At 68.8% G+C, this 16,622-nt stretch carries 14 protein-coding genes; 6 read left to right on the forward strand and 8 right to left on the reverse strand.

The window, feature by feature from the left end; translation table 11 throughout:
* The first annotated feature begins 6 nt into the window (after positions 1–6).
* The 6 genes from arsH to BrevBR_RS12525 all read left to right on the forward strand — a co-directional run bounded on the left by arsH (position 7) and on the right by BrevBR_RS12525 (position 6,206).
* Positions 7–732 carry an arsenical resistance protein ArsH gene (gene arsH, locus BrevBR_RS12500; protein WP_340001156.1) on the forward strand — a complete coding sequence of 242 codons (726 nt, stop codon included), beginning with the start codon at positions 7–9 and terminating at the stop codon, positions 730–732.
* A 52-nt stretch (positions 733–784) separates the two neighbouring features.
* Entirely contained in the window at positions 785–2,071 is a 1,287-nt protein-coding gene (locus BrevBR_RS12505) for a multidrug effflux MFS transporter (protein WP_445214760.1), read from the forward strand.
* Between the two features lie 95 nt (positions 2,072–2,166).
* The gene (locus BrevBR_RS12510; RefSeq protein ID WP_340001157.1) at positions 2,167–4,128 is read left to right on the forward strand and encodes a M1 family metallopeptidase; all 1,962 of its coding nucleotides are present in this window, start codon (positions 2,167–2,169) and stop codon (positions 4,126–4,128) included.
* A gap of 117 nt (positions 4,129–4,245) precedes the next feature.
* Positions 4,246–5,349, forward strand: coding sequence for a 4-hydroxyphenylpyruvate dioxygenase (gene hppD, locus BrevBR_RS12515; protein ID WP_340001158.1), 1,104 nt, complete (start codon positions 4,246–4,248; stop codon positions 5,347–5,349).
* Entirely contained in the window at positions 5,342–5,527 is a 186-nt protein-coding gene (locus BrevBR_RS12520) for a hypothetical protein (protein WP_340001159.1), read from the forward strand. The genes hppD and BrevBR_RS12520 overlap by 8 nt, the downstream gene beginning before the upstream one ends.
* 118 nt (positions 5,528–5,645) lie before the next feature.
* Positions 5,646–6,206, forward strand: coding sequence for a GNAT family N-acetyltransferase (locus BrevBR_RS12525; protein ID WP_340001160.1), 561 nt, complete (start codon positions 5,646–5,648; stop codon positions 6,204–6,206).
* Positions 6,207–6,267: 61 nt separating this feature from the next.
* Here BrevBR_RS12525 and BrevBR_RS12530 read toward each other — a convergent pair whose 3' ends face one another.
* The 8 genes from BrevBR_RS12530 to aroA form a co-directional block, all read right to left on the reverse strand.
* Positions 6,268–9,564 carry an error-prone DNA polymerase gene (locus BrevBR_RS12530; protein ID WP_340001161.1) on the reverse strand — a complete coding sequence of 1,099 codons (3,297 nt, stop codon included), beginning with the start codon at positions 9,562–9,564 and terminating at the stop codon, positions 6,268–6,270.
* The gene (locus BrevBR_RS12535; RefSeq protein ID WP_340001162.1) at positions 9,561–11,168 is read right to left on the reverse strand and encodes a Y-family DNA polymerase; all 1,608 of its coding nucleotides are present in this window, start codon (positions 11,166–11,168) and stop codon (positions 9,561–9,563) included. The genes BrevBR_RS12530 and BrevBR_RS12535 overlap by 4 nt, the downstream gene beginning before the upstream one ends.
* Positions 11,074–11,727 carry a hypothetical protein gene (locus BrevBR_RS12540; RefSeq protein WP_340001163.1) on the reverse strand — a complete coding sequence of 218 codons (654 nt, stop codon included), beginning with the start codon at positions 11,725–11,727 and terminating at the stop codon, positions 11,074–11,076. The genes BrevBR_RS12535 and BrevBR_RS12540 overlap by 95 nt, the downstream gene beginning before the upstream one ends.
* 88 nt (positions 11,728–11,815) lie before the next feature.
* Positions 11,816–12,235, reverse strand: coding sequence for a large-conductance mechanosensitive channel protein MscL (gene mscL, locus BrevBR_RS12545; RefSeq protein ID WP_332639472.1), 420 nt, complete (start codon positions 12,233–12,235; stop codon positions 11,816–11,818).
* Between the two features lie 13 nt (positions 12,236–12,248).
* The gene (locus tag BrevBR_RS12550; protein WP_332639473.1) at positions 12,249–12,536 is read right to left on the reverse strand and encodes an integration host factor subunit beta; all 288 of its coding nucleotides are present in this window, start codon (positions 12,534–12,536) and stop codon (positions 12,249–12,251) included.
* 223 nt (positions 12,537–12,759) lie between these two features.
* Positions 12,760–14,469 carry a 30S ribosomal protein S1 gene (rpsA, locus tag BrevBR_RS12555; protein ID WP_332639474.1) on the reverse strand — a complete coding sequence of 570 codons (1,710 nt, stop codon included), beginning with the start codon at positions 14,467–14,469 and terminating at the stop codon, positions 12,760–12,762.
* A 154-nt stretch (positions 14,470–14,623) separates the two neighbouring features.
* Positions 14,624–15,274, reverse strand: a complete 651-nt coding sequence (cmk, locus tag BrevBR_RS12560; RefSeq protein WP_340001164.1) for a (d)CMP kinase — start codon at positions 15,272–15,274, stop codon at positions 14,624–14,626.
* A complete protein-coding gene (gene aroA / locus BrevBR_RS12565) occupies positions 15,271–16,593 on the reverse strand; it encodes a 3-phosphoshikimate 1-carboxyvinyltransferase (protein ID WP_445214761.1) in 1,323 nt (440 codons plus the stop codon). Before aroA ends, cmk begins: the two co-directional genes overlap by 4 nt.
* Between the last annotated feature and the right edge of the window lie 29 nt (positions 16,594–16,622).

Genomic DNA, 16,622 nt, shown 5'->3' on the forward strand with positions numbered 1-16,622 from the left:
AAATAAATGTCCGATCAAGAGCTCTTCGACGTCCGTTACCTGACCCCGCCGGATGCGGCCCGTCTGGAACCCCCGACCCGCGCCAGCCACCCGCCGCGCATCCTGCTGCTCTACGGCTCCCTGCGGGCACGGTCCTACAGCCGCTTCGCCACCGAAGAAGCCGCTCGCATTCTCGACAGCCTCGGCTGCGAGACCCGCATTTTCGACCCGCGAGGTCTGCCTCTGCCGGACGCGACCGACCCCGGCCATCCGAAGGTCGAGGAGCTCCGGACCCTCTCCGAATGGTCAGAGGGACAGGTCTGGTGCAGTCCGGAACGTCACGGCGCGGTCACCGGCGTGATGAAGAGTCAGATCGACTGGCTGCCCCTGAACAGCGGCGGCGTCCGTCCGACGCAGGGCCGCACGCTGGCCGTCATGCAGGTCTCGGGCGGGTCCCAGTCTTTCAACGCCGTCAACGGGCTGCGTCTGCTCGGGCGATGGATGCGGATGATCACCATCCCCAACCAGTCCTCGGTCGCCAGGGCGTGGCAGGAGTTCGACGAGGCCGGCCGCATGAAACCGTCAGCCTATTACGACCGCATCGTCGACGTCATGGAGGAGCTCGTGAAATTCACCCTGCTGACCCGGGATCGTTCGGACTATCTCGTCGACCGCTACAGCGAGCGCCGCGCCAGCGGGCGCTCAACCGAGGGAGATCGCATCGCTGCAGCCGCTCTGAAAAGCGCCGGCTGAGGCGCTCACTTCAGGTTTCCGGGCTGCGATTTCGCGCGCTCCGCGGTTGCGAATGGCGGCTGCCGTCCGCATCTGGCCGTGGATGATCGCCCCGACCCTTGCGCCTGCCGCCGCCGTGAAGGGGCCCGGGTTTCCCGAATTCGTCGCCCTGATCGCCATGATGATGGCGCTCAACGCGCTGGCCATCGACTCCATGCTGCCCGCCCTGCCCGCCATCGGCGAGGCGCTGGGCGTCGTATCCGAGAACAGCCGCCAGTGGGTCATCACCGCCTATCTGCTGGGCTTCGGCGTGATGCAGATCGTCTACGGCCCGCTGGCCGACCGGTTCGGCCGCAAGCCGGTCCTGATGGCCGGCCTGGGGCTCTATGTCGTGTTCAGCGTGCTGGCCGCCTTTTCGCCGACGTTCGAACTGCTGATCGCCGCGCGGGTCGGGACCGGCGTCGGCGCCGCCGCCCTGCGCGTCCTGGCGGTTTCGATCGTGCGCGACCGTTATTCCGGCCGAACCATGGCGCGGGTGATGTCGCTGAGCTTCCTCGTCTTCCTCGGCGTGCCGATCCTGGCCCCGGCGCTGGGGCAGGCGATCCTGACCGTCGCGCCCTGGCCCTGGGTGTTCGGCGTCCTGGCCGTCGGCGGCGCGGCCTTCGCGACCTGGGCCGCGATCCGTCTGCCCGAGACCCTGCATCCCGAGGACCGGATGCCGATCCAGGTCGCGCGCATCGCCGCAGCCTTCCGCACCGCCCTGACCAACCGCCAGTCGATCGGCTACACCTTCGCCATCACCGCCATCTCGGGCGCCCTGTTCGGCTTCATCAACTCCAGCCAGCAGATCTTCTTCGACGTCTTCCACGAGCCGGAGCTGTTCACCGTCGTCTTCGCCGTTGTGGCGGGCGGCATCGCCGTGGCCTCCCTGCTGAACGCGCGGCTGGTCGAGCGGCTGGGCTCCCGGCTGATCTCCCACACGGCCCTGCTGGGCTTCATCAGCATGTCGGCGATCCATGCCGCCGTCGCGCTGTCGGGCCATGAGACGATCTGGACCTTCGCCGTCCTGCAGGCCCTGACCATGTTCTGCTTCGGCTTCATCGCCGGCAATTTCGGCTCGATGGCCATGGAGCCGATGGGTCATATCGCCGGCACCGCCTCCTCGGCCCAGGGCTTCATCTCGACCACCGGGGGGGCGACGCTGGGCTTCCTGATCGGTCAGCAGTTCAACGGCTCGGCCGCGCCCATGACCCTCGGCTTCGTCGCCCTCGGTCTGACGGCGCTGGGCTTCGTCCTGATCGCGGAGCGCGGACGGCTGTTCAAGGCGCGGAACCCCACTCCGGCGCCCGCCCCCTCTTGATCTTTTTCGTCTGTCGGAGCGTTGTCCCGGCAGGAAACGAACCCGGCCCGGCCGTCCGAGCAAGGGACGGCGGGCCTTCTGGTCAAGGACTCTCGATGATCCGCACGTTTGGACTGGTCTCCGCCCTCGCGCTCGCGACGGCTCTGGGGGGATGCGCCTCGATGCCCGGCTTCGGCCCCTCGTCCGGCTCGGACATGCCGCCGCTGCCGGCCTCGGCCGCCGCGCCCGCCGAATACGCGCGCGACACCCACACCTATGCGCGGCCCGAGATCGCCCATGTGCGCCACGTCGCGCTGGACCTGACCGCGGACTTCCAGGCCCGCACCCTGTCCGGAACCGCCGCGCTCGACATCCAGGGCGTTCAGGGCGCCGACGAGATCGTGCTGGACGTCAAGAACCTGGACATCCGCAATGTCGCCGACGCCGCCGGTGCGCCGCTGCAGTACCAAACCGGCGCAAACGACGCCATCAAGGGCCAGCCCCTGACGGTGCGCTTCCCGGCCCTGACCGCCGGTGAGACCCGCCGCATCGTGATCAGCTATTCGACCCGCCCGGACGCCGCCGCCCTGCAGTGGTTGACCCCGTCCCAGACCGCGGGGGGTCAGAAGCCTTATCTGTTCAGCCAGGGTCAGGCGATCCTGACCCGCACCTGGGTCCCGACCCAGGACAGCCCCGGCATCCGCCAGACCTATGACGCCCGCATCGTCGCCCCCGCCGACCTGCGCGTGGTCATGAGCGCCCAGCAACTGACTCCGGAGGGCGAAGCCGCGGGTCCCGGCATGAAGGCCTGGCGGTTCCGCATGACCAATCCGGTGCCGCCCTATCTGATCGCCATCGGCGTGGGCGACCTGGCCTTCGCCGCCATCGACGAGCGCACGGGCGTCTTCACCGAGCCCTCGCGTCTGGAAGCCGCCCGCGCCGAACTGGCTCCCACCGCCGACATGGTCGACGCAGCCGAGCGTCTCTACGGCCCCTATCGCTGGGGCCGGTACGACCTGCTGGTCCTGCCGCCCTCGTTCCCGTTCGGCGGGATGGAGAACCCGCGCCTGACCTTCGCCACCCCGACCATCATCGCCGGCGACCAGTCGCTGGTCTCGCTGGTGGCGCATGAGCTGGCGCACAGCTGGTCGGGCAACCTCGTCACCAACGCCACCTGGAACGACATGTGGCTGAACGAGGGGTTCACCGTCTATTTCGAGAACCGGATCATGGAGGCCCTGTACGGCCGGGATCGCGCCCTGATGCTGGCCTCGCTGGGCTGGGGCGACCTGCAGGACGAAATGGCCGGCCTGCCGCCCGCCGACACCCGCCTGCACCTGAATCTCGAGGGACGCGATCCCGACGAGGGTCTGACCGACGTCGCCTATGAGAAGGGCGCCGCCTTCCTGTTCACCATCGAACGGATCGTCAGACGCGATCGGTTCGACAGCTGGCTGAAGGGGTATTTCGAGCGCAACGCCTTCCGTCCCATGACCACCGAACTGTTCCTGCAGGACATCCGCGCCCATCTGATCGCGGGCGACGCCGGTCTGGAGCGCCAGCTGATGATGGACGCCTGGATCTATCAGCCGGGCATGCCGTCGAACTGGCAGCCGCCGGTCTCGGGCGCCTTCGGTCCGGTCGATGCGGCCGCCCGCGCCTTCTTCGCCGACAAGGGCCCGGCCTCGGCCATTCCATGGGCCGGTTGGTCGACACAGGAGCGCCAGCGCTTCCTCGCCTGGCGTCCCGAAGGCGCCCAGGGCGGCGCCGATTGGCTGACCGATGCCCAGCTGGCCGATCTGGAATCGACGCTGAACCTGCGCAGCGAGGGCAATGCCGAGGTGTTGTTCGCCTGGCTGCAGATCGCGGTCCAGCACCGCTATCAGCCAGCCGTCCCGACGCTGGAGCATTTCCTGACCACGCAGGGCCGGCGTAAATTCGTCCTGCCGCTGTTCACCAGCCTGTGGGCCGAGGGCGACTGGGGCCGTCCCATCGCCCGCCGCATCTACGCCCGGGCCCGGCCCGGCTATCACCCGGTGACGACCGGTTCGGTCGATGCGGTGGTGGGCCGGCCCTAGGCGCGGCGCGGGCCCTCCCACTCAACTGTGACCGGCGGCGGCTTGGCTTGGCCGCCGCCGGTCACTAGGTTCCGCCCGAAAGCGGCGACCAACGCCGACGCCCTCAGGAGACGCCCCATGCACGACGCGCCCCAATCCGAAGCGGCCACCCGCCTCGACAAGGAAAACCCGCTCGGCGTCGACGGCTTCGAGTTCGTGGAGTTCACCGGTCCCGATCCCGCGGCCATGATCTCCCGCCTTGAGCTGATGGGCTTCACCCAGACGCATGTGAACCCGGCCAATGACGTGGTGCGGCTGAAGCAGGGCGACATCACCCTGCTGGTCAATCGCTCGCCCAAGGGACAGGCGAGCGAGTTCGCGGCCGAGCACGGCCCCTCGGCCAACGGCATGGCCTTCCGCGTCACGGACGCGAAGGCCGCCTATGAAGGCGCGGTGTCGCGCGGCGCCCGTCCGGCCGAGGGCCACGATGGCGGCGCCCTTGGCGGCGGCTATTCCTACATCCTGCAGGGCATCGGCGGGTCGCTGCTCTACATCATCGACCAGTACGGCGACCAGGGCTCGCTCTACGACGGCTGGGACGAGATCGAGGGCTGGGAAGAGGCCGAGCGCAAGAACTCGGTCGGCCTGTTCAGCCTTGACCACCTGACCCACAACGTGCGCCGGGGCCAGATGCGGACCTGGTCGGGCTTCTACGGCGACGTCTTCGCCTTCGAGGAGCAGAAATATTTCAACATCAAGGGCAAGGCGACCGGCCTGCTGTCCCAGGCCATGATCGCGCCTGACCGCGCCATCCGCATCCCCCTGAACGAGAGCCAGGACGAGAACAGCCAGATCGAGGAATTCCTGCGCCGCTACAACGGCGAGGGCATCCAGCACATCGCCCTGGCCACCGACGACATCTTCGAGACCGTCGAGGAGCTGAAGCGCCGCGGCATCCCCTTCCAGGATACGATCGAGACCTATTTCGACCTGATCGACAAACGCCTGCCCAACCACGGCGAGGACGTGGCCCGGATGCGCAAGAACCGAATCCTGATCGACGGTTCGGACGAGGACGGCCTGCTGCTGCAGATCTTCACCCAGGACACCTTCGGGCCGATCTTCTTCGAGATCATCCAGCGCAAGGGCAACCAGGCGTTCGGCGAGGGCAATTTCCAGGCCCTGTTCGACTCCATCGAGCTGGACCAGATCCGGCGCGGCGTCATCAAGGTGGATGCCTAGACCCCCGTCGTGGCTGCCCTGGCTGGGTCCGCTTCTCGCGGCCATGGTCGGGGCGGCGGTCGGCGAATACGGACTGGGCGGCGGGTTCTGGACGGTTCTGGTCGCGGCGCTCGTGGGCGGGTTCGCGCCGATCGTGGGGTACCGCATCTGGAAGTGGCGGTTTCAACGGAGGGGGTAGAAGAGACGGAACGGGAACCGCGCACTGCCCGCTTGAGTTCGGATAGAGATGCCGGACGGCAGGGGTCAGCCGTTTCGAGATCGCGGAGAGCCGTGTGAGATCGCTGCCAATCAGAGTTATGACCTCCGCCGATGAGGATCCGGCGACCAAAACGGTCGTGCTGGCGTTTGCGGCGGACCCCATGGCGCGATGGACCTGGCCGCTCGCCCACCAGTACCTTGAGGCCATGCCGCGAATGGTCCGGGCCTTCGCAAGCAGCGCGTACTCGAGTGGAACCGCCTATTGCACAGATGGCTATGCCGCGACTGCGCTGTGGCTGCCGCCCGGCGTGCATTCCGACGAGGAAGGGCTTGGCGCGGTAATCGACAGTACGGTAGCCCGCGCCCTTCGCCCTGAAACGGATTCCATATTCGAGCAGATGGCTGCTTACCATCCGTCCGAACCACACTGGTACCTGCCCCTGATCGGCGCCGACCCGGCGCATCAGGGCGAAGGCCACGGCGCCGCCTTGATGGCCTATGCGGTCGCCCGGTGTGATCGGGACCATGCACCGGCCTATCTGGAATCATCGAACCCGCGCAACATTCCGTTCTACCAGCGCTACGGTTTCGAACCGCTGGGCGAAATTCAGGTCGGGTCCTCGCCGACGCTCGTTCCGATGCTGCGGCCCGCCCGGTGAGCCCGCAAGGAGCGACACGCGCCTTGTGGCCGTATCCGGGTCGCCGTCAGACCGGCGCTCCTCAGTGAAAATCCCGCGATCCGGGCAGCACCCGAACGTCGCGCGGATGCCGTCCGCGCGCCGGCGCATGACCTGAACCGGGCGCGTTGTCCGGCGTCAGATAGCCCAGCATCGGCGTCCAGTCCTCCAGATGATCGACGACCAGATGGGTCACCCCCTCGGCCGTCTGCACCTTGCCCCGGGCCAGCACCATGCGCGCGCCCATCGCAACAGGTCTGAGCCGTTCGAACACGTCGGGCCACAGGACCAGATTGGCGACGCCGGTCTCGTCCTCGACCGTCATGAAACAGACGCCCTTGGCCGTGCCGGGCCGCTGGCGCACCAGCACGACGCCACCCACCGTGACGGACCGGCCGTTGGATCTTTGCGGATAGTCCTTCGCCGTCAGCGCGCCGAGGGCCGTCAGTCTTTCGCGCAGGAAGCTGACCGGATGGCCTTTCAGCGACAGGCGGATGGTCTGGTAGTCGCCGACCACCTCCTCGGACGGCGCCAGCACCGGCAGGGCCTCGGGCGGTCGGCCGTCCGTCTCGACCAGTCCCATGGCCTCGAACAGGGGCGCCGTCGACGCCGGCGGCGCGCCCCGGACCGCCCACAGCCCCTGCCGGCGCGTCAGCTCCAGCGACCCGAAGGCGTCCGCCTCGGCCAGCCGGTCGAGGGCGGAGGGCGGCAGATTCGCCCTCCGCCTCAGATCCTCCAGATCGGCGAAGGGCGCCGTCCCCCGCACCGCCTCGATCCGCTGGGCCCAGTCCTCCTTGAAGCCGTCGATCGACCGCATGCCCAGCCGCAGGGCGCAGGGCTGGCCCTCGCCGCGGGCTTCCAGCGAGGCGTCCCAGCCGCTGACGTTCACATCCGGATGCCGGACCTCGGCCCCATGCTCGATGGCGTCCCGCACCAGCTGGGCCGGGGCGTAGAAGCCCATCGGCTGGCTGTTCAGCAGGGCGGCGGTGAACACCTCCGGATACCAGCGCTTCATCCAGGACGAGATGTAGACCAGCAGGGCGAACGAACAGGCGTGGCTTTCCGGGAAGCCGTACTCTCCAAACCCCTTGATCTGATCGAAACAGCTGCGGGCGAAATCGGGATCGTAGCCGCGGGCGATCATCCGGCCGGTGAACCGTTCCTCATGCTCTCCGATCGTGCCCATGTGCCGGAAGGTGGCCATGGCCCGCCTCAGGCTGTTGGCCTCGGCCGGAGTGTATTTCGCCGCCTCCATGGCGATCCGCATGGCCTGCTCCTGAAACAGGGGCACGCCCAGGGTCTTGTGCAGCACCCGTCTCAGCTCATCCCTGTCGCCGTGGTCCGGGTGGGGATGGGGAAAGCCGATCACGAAAGGCCGGCCCAACCGCTCAGCCTCCCGTCGCTCCGCCCGCCGCTTCAGATAGGGATGCACCATCCCGCCCTGGATCGGCCCGGGGCGGACGATGGCGACCTCCACCACCAGGTCGTAGAAGACGCGCGGCTGGAGCCGCGGCAGCATCGACATCTGGGCCCGGCTCTCGACCTGAAAGACCCCGAGAGAGTCCCCCTTGCACAGCATGTCGTAGACCTCCGGATCGTCCGGAGGGACCGTGTCCAGTTCGAGCCGTCGACCATAGTGGTCCGCGATCAGATCGAAGCCGCGCCTCAGCGCGGTCAGCATGCCCAACGCCAGGACATCGACCTTCATCAGCCTCAGGAAGTCGATGTCGTCCTTGTCCCATTCGATGAAGGTGCGGTCCGGCATGGCGGCGTTGCCGATCGGTACGATCTCCAGCAGCGGCGTCTGACTCAGCACATAGCCTCCGACATGCTGGCTGAGGTGGCGTGGAAACCTGATCAGTTCGGACGTCAGCTCCAGCGCCAGTCGCATCCGTGCGTCGTCGCGGCTCAGGCCGGTCCGGTCGACATGCTCGCCCGTCACGCTGTCGCCCCACGAGCCCCAGACGGTGTCGGCCATCCGGGCGGTGACGTCCTCAGTGAGGCCCAGAGCCTTGCCCACGTCGCGGATCGCGGAGCGGGGCCGGTAGTGGATGATGGTCGCCACGATGGCGGCCCGGTCACGGCCGTAGCGGCGATAGACGTACTGCATCACCTCCTCGCGCCGCTCATGTTCGAAATCGACGTCGATGTCCGGCGGCTCGTCACGGTCGGCCGACATGAAACGCTCGATCAGCACGTCCTGCTCGGCCGGGTTCACATTAGTGACGCCCAGACAGAAACAGACCACCGAGTTGGCGGCCGAGCCCCGCCCCTGACACAGGATCGGCTTCTCCTGCGTTCGCGCCCAGTGGACGACGTCATGCACGGTCAGAAAGTAATTGGGGTATTTCAGAAGCTTGATCAGCTTAAGCTCCTTGACGATCGTCTCCCGGATTTTCGGATCGACACCGTCGGGCCATTTCTCCCGCGCGCCCTTGAACGTCAGCCGGATCAACCGCCGCTGCGCCGTCCAGCCCTTCGGCACCGGTTCGTCCGGGTACTGATACTCGAGTTCCCGCAGCGAGAACCGGCAGACCCGCGCCACTTCCATGGTCCTCGCCAGCGCCGTCTCATGGCCGCGGAACAGCCGCGCCATCAGGGCCGGCGCTTTCAGATGACGTTCGGCGTTGGCCTGCAGCCGGCGGCCGGCCTTGTCGATGGTCGTCCCCTCGCGGATGCAGGTCAGGACGTCCTGCAGCTGCCGCCGGTCGGGGTGGTGGTACAGCACCGCATTGGTCGCGATCATCGGCGCGCCGGTGCGGTGCGCCATGGCCGCCAGCCGGTTCAGCCGTTTGCGGTCGTCCCCGCGCCACAGGGGCGCCGCCGCCAGATACAGGACGTCGGGCCAGGCCCTGCGCCACGCCGCCAGCCGCGCCTCGAACGCCGCGTCGGGCTGTTCCGGCGCGGGGGCGAGGGCGATCATCCCCTGGCCCAGCCCGACCGCCTGCTCGAAGGTCAGCCGCGTCTCGGCCTTCTCGATCCGCGCCGCTCCCGGATCGGCGCCCGGCTGGGGCACCGCCTCGCTCTTGCCCAGCGACAGCAGGCGGCACAGGCGGCCGTAGGCGGCGCGGTCCCGGGGAAAGACGATCAATTCTGTCCCGTCGGTGAACCCCAGGCGCGACCCGACGACCAGAGGGATATCGACCTTCTCGGCCCCCATCAGGGCCCGCACCATGCCGGCCAGGGTGTTGCGGTCGGCCACGCCGATGGCGGCCAGCCCCAGCGATTTCGCCTGCATCGCGATCTCGCCCGGATGCGACGCCCCCTCCAGAAAGCTGAAGTTGGTCATCGCTCCCAGTTCGGCGTACTGGCCGTCCCAGCCTGATCCCGGGGCCGTCATGGCAGCACCCCGTGCATCCACCACGACGGCGCGCGCTCCTCCGCCGCTCCCGAGTATTCCCGTCCGTACAGCCCCTCGCGGAACAGCCAATAGCGCCCGCCCGCCTCGTCTTCGACGCGGTAATAGTCGCGGGTGCGCACCTGCCGGTCGTCGGGGCGGGGCCGCCACCATTCGGGCGACAACCGTTCGGGACCATCAGAGCGGGTCACCCGCCGCGACAGTCGCCGCCATGTGAACCTCACCGGCGCCCCGTCGGGCAGTTCGGCCAGGGCCTCGACCGGTTCGGGCGGGTCCAGCAGCAGGATGGGCCGGCGCGCGTCGCCCTCAGCGGCGGCCGGCGACCGCCCCAGCGCCGGCCGCCAGCGCTCGGCGCGCTCGGGCAGCCAGCTGTCGACCGGCTCGGGCGTCAGCACCCGGTCCTCGCCCAGACGCGCCGTAAGGCGGTCGATCAGGGCGGCCAGGCTCTCGGCCTGTTTCGCCTCGGCCTCGCTTTCCAGCGCCCCCTGCCGGGCCGCCATCTCCTCGACCTCGTCGGCGGTCAGCATCATGGCGTCGAGGCCGAACCCCAGTTCCAGTCGGCCCAGCCCCGCCTCGCGGAACAGCCGCAGCCAGACGCCCGCCTCCCGTCCGGGCCGCCCCATGCGCACTGACAGGCTGGTGGTCCGGCCGTCCGAGCGGAAGCCTGTCAGAGTCAGGGCCTTCGCCCCCTGGCCGTCGCGCACCAGCGGCGCGGACAGGTCGGCGGTCAGATCCGCCAGCCTCGCCTCCACCCCCTCCATATCGCCGACCGGCTCCATCCAGGCCTGCCACGCCCGGTATTTCGGCGGCGGACGCACGGGCGTCAGGGCCTCCCCCGCGAAGCCCAGCGCCTGATCCAGCCGCTGCACCAGACCGACGCCGTCGCCGTCGCGGAACCGCCGCGCCAGCCCCGCGCGCGGCATGGGATAGAGGTCGCCGATCCGCTTCAGCCCGAACCGCCGGGCCTGTGTCAGGGTGCGGTCGTCGATACGCAGGGCCTCGACCGGCAGGGCCGACAGCAGATCCCGCGCATTGTCCTCGTCGGCGATGCAATCGCCGCCCTCGGCCTCGCCCCAGCGCGCCAGGGCCCAGGCGGCGCCCGGCGTCGGCGCCATGGCGGCCCGCGCCCGCGTCCCGGCCCCGGCCAGCCGGCCCCGGATCTGGGCCAGCAAAGCCGCCTCGCCGCCGAACAGATGGGTCGCGCCCGTGACGTCGAGGAACAGCCCCTCCAGCCCCTCACCCGCCGGATCGAGGCTGACCGACGGCGACCAGCGCTCTGCCCAGACCGCCAGCGCCGTCAGCGCCCGGGCGTCGGCCTCGATATCGGCGGGCTTGCAGATCAGGTGCGGGATCATGGCCAGGGCGTCGGCCTGGGTCTGGCCGCGCCGAAGGCCGGCCGAGCGCGCGGCCGGATTCAGGGCGTGAATGATCGCCGCGCCCCGGCTGTTCTTCAGGATCAGGGCGAACGGGTTCTTCGGATCGAGCGCTGGGTCAGGCTGCGAGGCCGGACGGCGCGCCCGCATGGCCGATCGCCGCCAGACCGCTATCGGCCAGTCGATCAGCCAGACGGAGACGATGCGTCTCATCATCCTGCTCCAGCATCCAGGCCCCCGGCCGTTCCCCGCGCCCGCGCACCAGTTCGGCCGTCAGCCGCGCCGCCCCTGGCGCCTTGGCGTCATCGGGATCGACGGCGCTGGCCAGGGTCGAGATCCGCCAACGCCTCCGCGCCGCGCTGAGCTCGTCCAGCCCGCGCGGCAGCACCAGTCCCACGCATCCGCCCTGCTTGGCCGCGAAATCCAGCCGCCGGGTCTGGGTCAGGGTCGCCGCGTCCACCGCGCCCAAGGCCAGGGACACCGCCCCCGACCGCAACGCCTGCTCCAGCGTCCACAACGCTTCGGCCGCCGTATTCACGGGAGCAAGGATCAGGGCCGTTCCCGACAGGCCGGGACCATAGGGCCGGCCATGCTCGCCCAGCCACGCCCGCGTCGCGGTCATCAGAACCGGCCGTCCATCTCCCTCCAGACGTCGCGACAGGGCGAAGGCCATCAGCGCCGCCCCGTCTCGGGGACCCGCCGCGCAGGCCTCTTCCAGCGGCGCGGGCCGCTCGGGAAACAGGCCGGGAGATGACAGGGGCGAAGGCGTCATGAGAGTCCGGAAATCCAGATGTTCACTATTTGTTCCAACAGCCGTCAGAGTCAAACAGAGAATCCTGTTCCGTATCCTTGATCGGAAATCAGACCCGGGGCCGCGCCTTCAGCTCGTCGCGAATCTCGGTCAGCAGGGCCTCGGTCGCCGTCGGCGCGGACGCGATTTCAGGTTCGGCGGCCTTCTCGCGGCGCAGCTCGTTGATCGCCTTGACCATCAGAAAGACCACCAGCGCCACGATGGCGAACTGGATCAGGGTGTTGATGAAGGCGCCGTACTGGATCGCCACCTCCTCGACCGCCTCGGTCGCGGGATTCTCGGGAGCCAGCACCCATTTGAGCTTCGAGAAATCGACCTTGCCCAGCAGCAGGCCGATCGGCGGCATGACCACCTGTTCGACCAGGCTGGTGACGATCTTGCCGAACGAGGCGCCGATGATGACGCCGACCGCCAGGTCGATGACATTGCCGCGGGCGATGAACTCCTTGAACTCGGTCACCAGGCCCATGGTCGGTCCCCGCCTATGCGTCGCCGGCGTTCAGCCGCTCGCGCAGTTCCTTGCCGCTCTTGAAGAAGGGCACGGCCTTGGCCGGAACGTCGACGGTCTCGCCCGTGCGGGGATTGCGTCCTGCGCGCGCCGGACGGGCCCGGACGGAAAAGGCGCCGAAGCCGCGCAACTCCACACGTCCGCCTCCGCCCAGCGACTCGACCATCTGGCCGAGCACGATATTCACCACCCGCTCGACCTCGGCATGGGTCAGATGGGTGTTCTCGGCAGCGAGCTTTTCGATCAGCTCAGACTTGATCATTGGCAGGCCCCCGTCCTCTTCCGCGCTTCCCCAGGACGCATACGGGTGCATCCGAGCGCAGGATGCAAGCCACCCTAGCCTCCGCCCGCCGCAGGAAAAAGCCCCGCGCAGCGGTTTGACCGGCGAAATGTCGGTTAACGTTCACAAACCTGCCCGTCGCTCGCACGAAAAAGGCGGCGGGATCGCTCCCGCCGCCTGATCCGTACTCAGCTCAAAAGGAAGACTATTCCTTCGCGCCGGCCTTCTCGCGAAGGGCCGCGCCCAGGATGTCGCCCAGCGAAGCGCCCGAATCCGAGGAACCGAACTGTTCGATCGCCGAGGCCTCGTCCTTCATTTCCAGAGCCTTGATCGACACCGAGACGCGGCGCGAGGCCTTGTCGATGCCGGTGACCATGGCGTCGACACGATCGCCGACCGAGAAGCGCTCGGTGCGCTGTTCGTTGCGGTCGCGGGACAGGTCGGATTTGCGGATGAAGGCGGTCGCCGGAGCGTCCTCTTCGCCGAACTTGACCTCGATGCCGCCGGTTTCGACCGCCGTCACGGTGACGGTGATCTGCTGACCCTTCTTGAAGGCATCCCCTTCCATCGGATCGCCGCCCAGCTGCTTGATGCCCAGCGAGACGCGTTCCTTCTCGACGTCGACGTCCAGCACCTTGGCCTTGACGGTCTCGCCCTTGCGGTAGCGCTGGATGGCTTCCTCGCCCGAGACGTTCCAGTCCAGGTCGGACAGGTGCACCATGCCGTCGATGTCGTTGTCCAGGCCGATGAACAGGCCGAACTCGGTGGCGTTCTTGACCTCGCCCTCGACGGTCGAACCGATCGGGTTGGCGGCCACGAAGGCATCCCACGGATTGTCCTGGGCCTGCTTCAGGCCCAGCGAGATGCGGCGCTTGGAGGCGTCGACGTCCAGCACGACCACGTCGACTTCCTGCGAGGTCGAGACGATCTTGCCCGGATGGACGTTCTTCTTGGTCCAGGACATTTCCGAGACGTGGACCAGGCCTTCAACGCCGGCTTCCAGCTCAACGAACGCGCCGTAGTCGGTGATGTTGGTGATACGGCCGGTCATCTTGGCGCCGACGGGGTATTTGGCTTCGACGCCGTCCCACGGATCGGTCTGCAGCTGCTTCATGCCGAGGCTGATGCGCTGGGTGTCCGGGTTGATCTTGACGATCTGGACCTTGACGGTGTCGCCGACGGCGAGGACCTGCGAGGGGTGGGAAACGCGCTTCCACGACATGTCGGTGACGTGCAGCAGGCCGTCGATGCCGCCCAGGTCCACGAACGCGCCGTAGTCGGTGATGTTCTTGACCACGCCTTCGCGGACTTCGCCTTCCAGCAGCTGGCCGACCAGTTCGGTGCGCTGTTCGGCGCGGGCCTCTTCCAGGATGGCGCGGCGCGAGACGACGATGTTGCCGCGCGGACGGTCCATTTTCAGGATGGCGAAGGGCTGTTCCTTGCCCATCAGCGGGCCGACGTCGCGCACCGGGCGGATGTCGACCTGCGAGCCCGGCAGGAAGGCCGAGGCGCCGCCCAGATCGACGGTGAAGCCGCCCTTGACCCGGCCGACGATGGCGCCGTTGACCGGCTGGCCTTCGGCGAAGACGACTTCCAGACGGGTCCAGGCTTCTTCGCGGCGAGCCTTGTCGCGGCTGATGACGGCTTCACCCAGGGCGTTCTCGACGCGCTCGAGGTAGACTTCGACATTGTCGCCGACCTTCGGGATCACGGCGCCTTCGCCGATGCCGAATTCGCGGGCCGGGATGCGGCCTTCGGTCTTCAGACCGACGTCGATGATCAGAATGTCCTTTTCGATGCCGACGACGCGGCCGTGGACGACCTGGCCTTCGCCGAGGTCGCGGCCCTGAAGGGTTTCGTCGAGCAGCGCGGCGAAGTCGTCACGCGAGGGGGAGAAGCTCTGGGTGTCAGTCATACGGTGGTTGGGTTTCTAACGGTTGTGGCGCGCGGCCGGACGGCCCCGCGCGAGGTGAGTGTGAAAGGGTAATCAGGTCGTCGGGATGCGAGGCAGATGAAGCCAGAACGCCCGCGGAAGCCGAGGATGACGCGCTGGATTTGCCTTGAGGTCTCTAGAGACCGTTCCGGACACGCGCCGCCTCGACGATACGGCGGGCCGCATCGAAGGCGGTCTCTATATCCATATCGGTCGTATCCAGCAAGACGGCGTCGTCAGCCTGCACCATCGGGGCCGCGCCCCGGCCCGCGTCGCGCTCGTCCCGGCGGATGATGTCGGCCAGCATGTCCTCATAGGCGATGGCGTCGCCGCGGCCGGTCAGCTGCTTCCAGCGCCGCAGGGCGCGCACCTCGGGGGTCGCCGTCACGAACAGCTTGGCCGGAGCGTCCGGCGCGATGACCGTGCCGATGTCGCGCCCGTCCAGCACCGCGCCGCCGGCTCGGGCGGCGAACGCCCGCTGGAACTCCAGCAGGGCCGCGCGGACGCCCGGATAGCCCGCCACCCGGCTGGCCGCCTCGCCCGCGTCGCCGCTGGTCAGCCGCTCGGTGTCGCTCAGCTTCTCCGTGCTCAGGGCGCGCGCCACGGCCACGGCCGCGGCTTCGTCATCCAGCGACCCGCCGCCGTCCAGCACGCCCAGTCCGACGGCGCGGTACAGCAGGCCGGTATCCAGATGCGGCAGGCCGTACTCACGCGCCAGCCGCGCGGCGATGGTGCCCTTGCCCGAGGCGGCGGGGCCGTCGACGGCGATGATCAGGGAGCGGGTCATTCGGAGGCTGCGATATCGGCCCCGAGGCCGCGCATCAACTCCACAAAGCCGGGGAAGCTGGTCGCGATCATCCCCGGCTCATCGACCGTGACCGCCTCGTCGGCCGCCAGACCCAGCACCAGATGGCTCATGGCGATGCGGTGATCGCCGTGGGTGGTGACGGGCGCGCCGCCCCGGACAGGGCCGCCGGTCACGGTGAAGCCCTCAGGCTCTTCCTCGACCGCGACACCGCAGGCTTTCAGCCCCGCCGCCATCAAGGCGATGCGGTCGCTCTCCTTGACCCGCATCTCGCCGATCCCGCGCATGACCGTCGAGCCCACAGCAAAAGCCGCCGTGGCGGCGAGGATCGGATATTCGTCGATCATCGAGGCGGCGCGCTCTACCGGGACGACGACACCCGTCAGGGCCGAATGCCGCGCTGTCACGTCCCCCACCTCTTCCCCGCCCGCCATGCGGCGGTTCGATACGGTCAGATCGGCCCCCATCTCGCGCCAGGTCTCGAACAGGCCGGTGCGCAGCGGGTTCAGCATCACGCCCTCGACCGTCACCTCGGACCCCGGAACGATCAGGCCCGCCGCCAGCGGGAAGGCGGCCGAGGACGGATCGCCCGGCACGGTCACAGAGGTTCCGGTCAGCGGCTGGCCGCCCTTCAGGCTGACGCGCCACCCGGCGTCCAAAGGCAACACCCCCACCTCGGCCCCGAAGGCGCGCAGCATCCGCTCGGTATGGTCGCGGCTCGGTTCGGGCTCGGTCACCGTCGTCACGCCGTCCGCATTCAGCCCCGCCAGCAGGATGGCCGACTTCACCTGGGCCGACGCCACCGGCTGCATGAAATCAATCGCCGACAGCGACCCGCCCTGGATCTCGACGGGCAGGCGATCCGGCTCAGCCTTCCAGCCGAACCACGCCCCCATCTCCGCCAGGGGACCCGTCACCCGCTTCATGGGCCGTTTGCGCAGGCTGGCGTCGCCGTCGAACGTCGCGGTGAGCGGATAGCCAGCCGCCGCGCCCATCAGCAGCCGCACGCCGGTGCCGGCGTTGCCGCAGTCGATGATGCTCGCCGGCTGTCTGAACCCGCCCCGCCCCGTGACTCTCCAGCGGCCCTCGCCCAGCCGCTCAACCGTCGCGCCGAAGGCTTCCACAGCCCGCGCGGTCGCCAGGACGTCGGCGCCCTCCAGCAGGCCCTCGATCTCTGTGATACCTGTCGCCATCGCTCCCATGATCAGGGCGCGGTGGGACGTGGACTTGTCGCCGGGAGCGCGCACGAGGCCGTTCAGCGGGGCGCTGCGGCGGGCTGTCAGATGATCCGGGGTCGACACCCTGCGGTCTCCGGGACGGTAATAGACGC

It is taken from the genome of Brevundimonas sp. BR2-1 (genome assembly GCF_037626195.1).
GTDB lineage: Bacteria > Pseudomonadota > Alphaproteobacteria > Caulobacterales > Caulobacteraceae > Brevundimonas.

Excerpts from the sequence above, each read along its gene's own strand:
- BrevBR_RS12550 (WP_332639473.1), bottom strand. The coding sequence starts at position 12,536 with ATGATCAAGTCTGAGCTGATCGAAAAGCTCGCTGCCGAGAACACCCAT.
- mscL (WP_332639472.1), bottom strand. The coding sequence starts at position 12,235 with ATGGGCCTGGTGACCGAGTTCAAGGAGTTCATCGCCCGCGGCAATGTC.
- BrevBR_RS12540 (WP_340001163.1), bottom strand. The coding sequence starts at position 11,727 with ATGACGCCTTCGCCCCTGTCATCTCCCGGCCTGTTTCCCGAGCGGCCC.
- BrevBR_RS12525 (WP_340001160.1), top strand. The coding sequence starts at position 5,646 with ATGACCTCCGCCGATGAGGATCCGGCGACCAAAACGGTCGTGCTGGCG.
- BrevBR_RS12505 (WP_445214760.1), top strand. The coding sequence starts at position 785 with ATGGCGGCTGCCGTCCGCATCTGGCCGTGGATGATCGCCCCGACCCTT.
- BrevBR_RS12510 (WP_340001157.1), top strand. The coding sequence starts at position 2,167 with ATGATCCGCACGTTTGGACTGGTCTCCGCCCTCGCGCTCGCGACGGCT.
- BrevBR_RS12535 (WP_340001162.1), bottom strand. The coding sequence starts at position 11,168 with ATGAGACGCATCGTCTCCGTCTGGCTGATCGACTGGCCGATAGCGGTC.
- arsH (WP_340001156.1), top strand. The coding sequence starts at position 7 with ATGTCCGATCAAGAGCTCTTCGACGTCCGTTACCTGACCCCGCCGGAT.
- hppD (WP_340001158.1), top strand. The coding sequence starts at position 4,246 with ATGCACGACGCGCCCCAATCCGAAGCGGCCACCCGCCTCGACAAGGAA.
- BrevBR_RS12530 (WP_340001161.1), bottom strand. The coding sequence starts at position 9,564 with ATGACGGCCCCGGGATCAGGCTGGGACGGCCAGTACGCCGAACTGGGA.
- rpsA (WP_332639474.1), bottom strand. The coding sequence starts at position 14,469 with ATGACTGACACCCAGAGCTTCTCCCCCTCGCGTGACGACTTCGCCGCG.
- cmk (WP_340001164.1), bottom strand. The coding sequence starts at position 15,274 with ATGACCCGCTCCCTGATCATCGCCGTCGACGGCCCCGCCGCCTCGGGC.
- BrevBR_RS12520 (WP_340001159.1), top strand. The coding sequence starts at position 5,342 with ATGCCTAGACCCCCGTCGTGGCTGCCCTGGCTGGGTCCGCTTCTCGCG.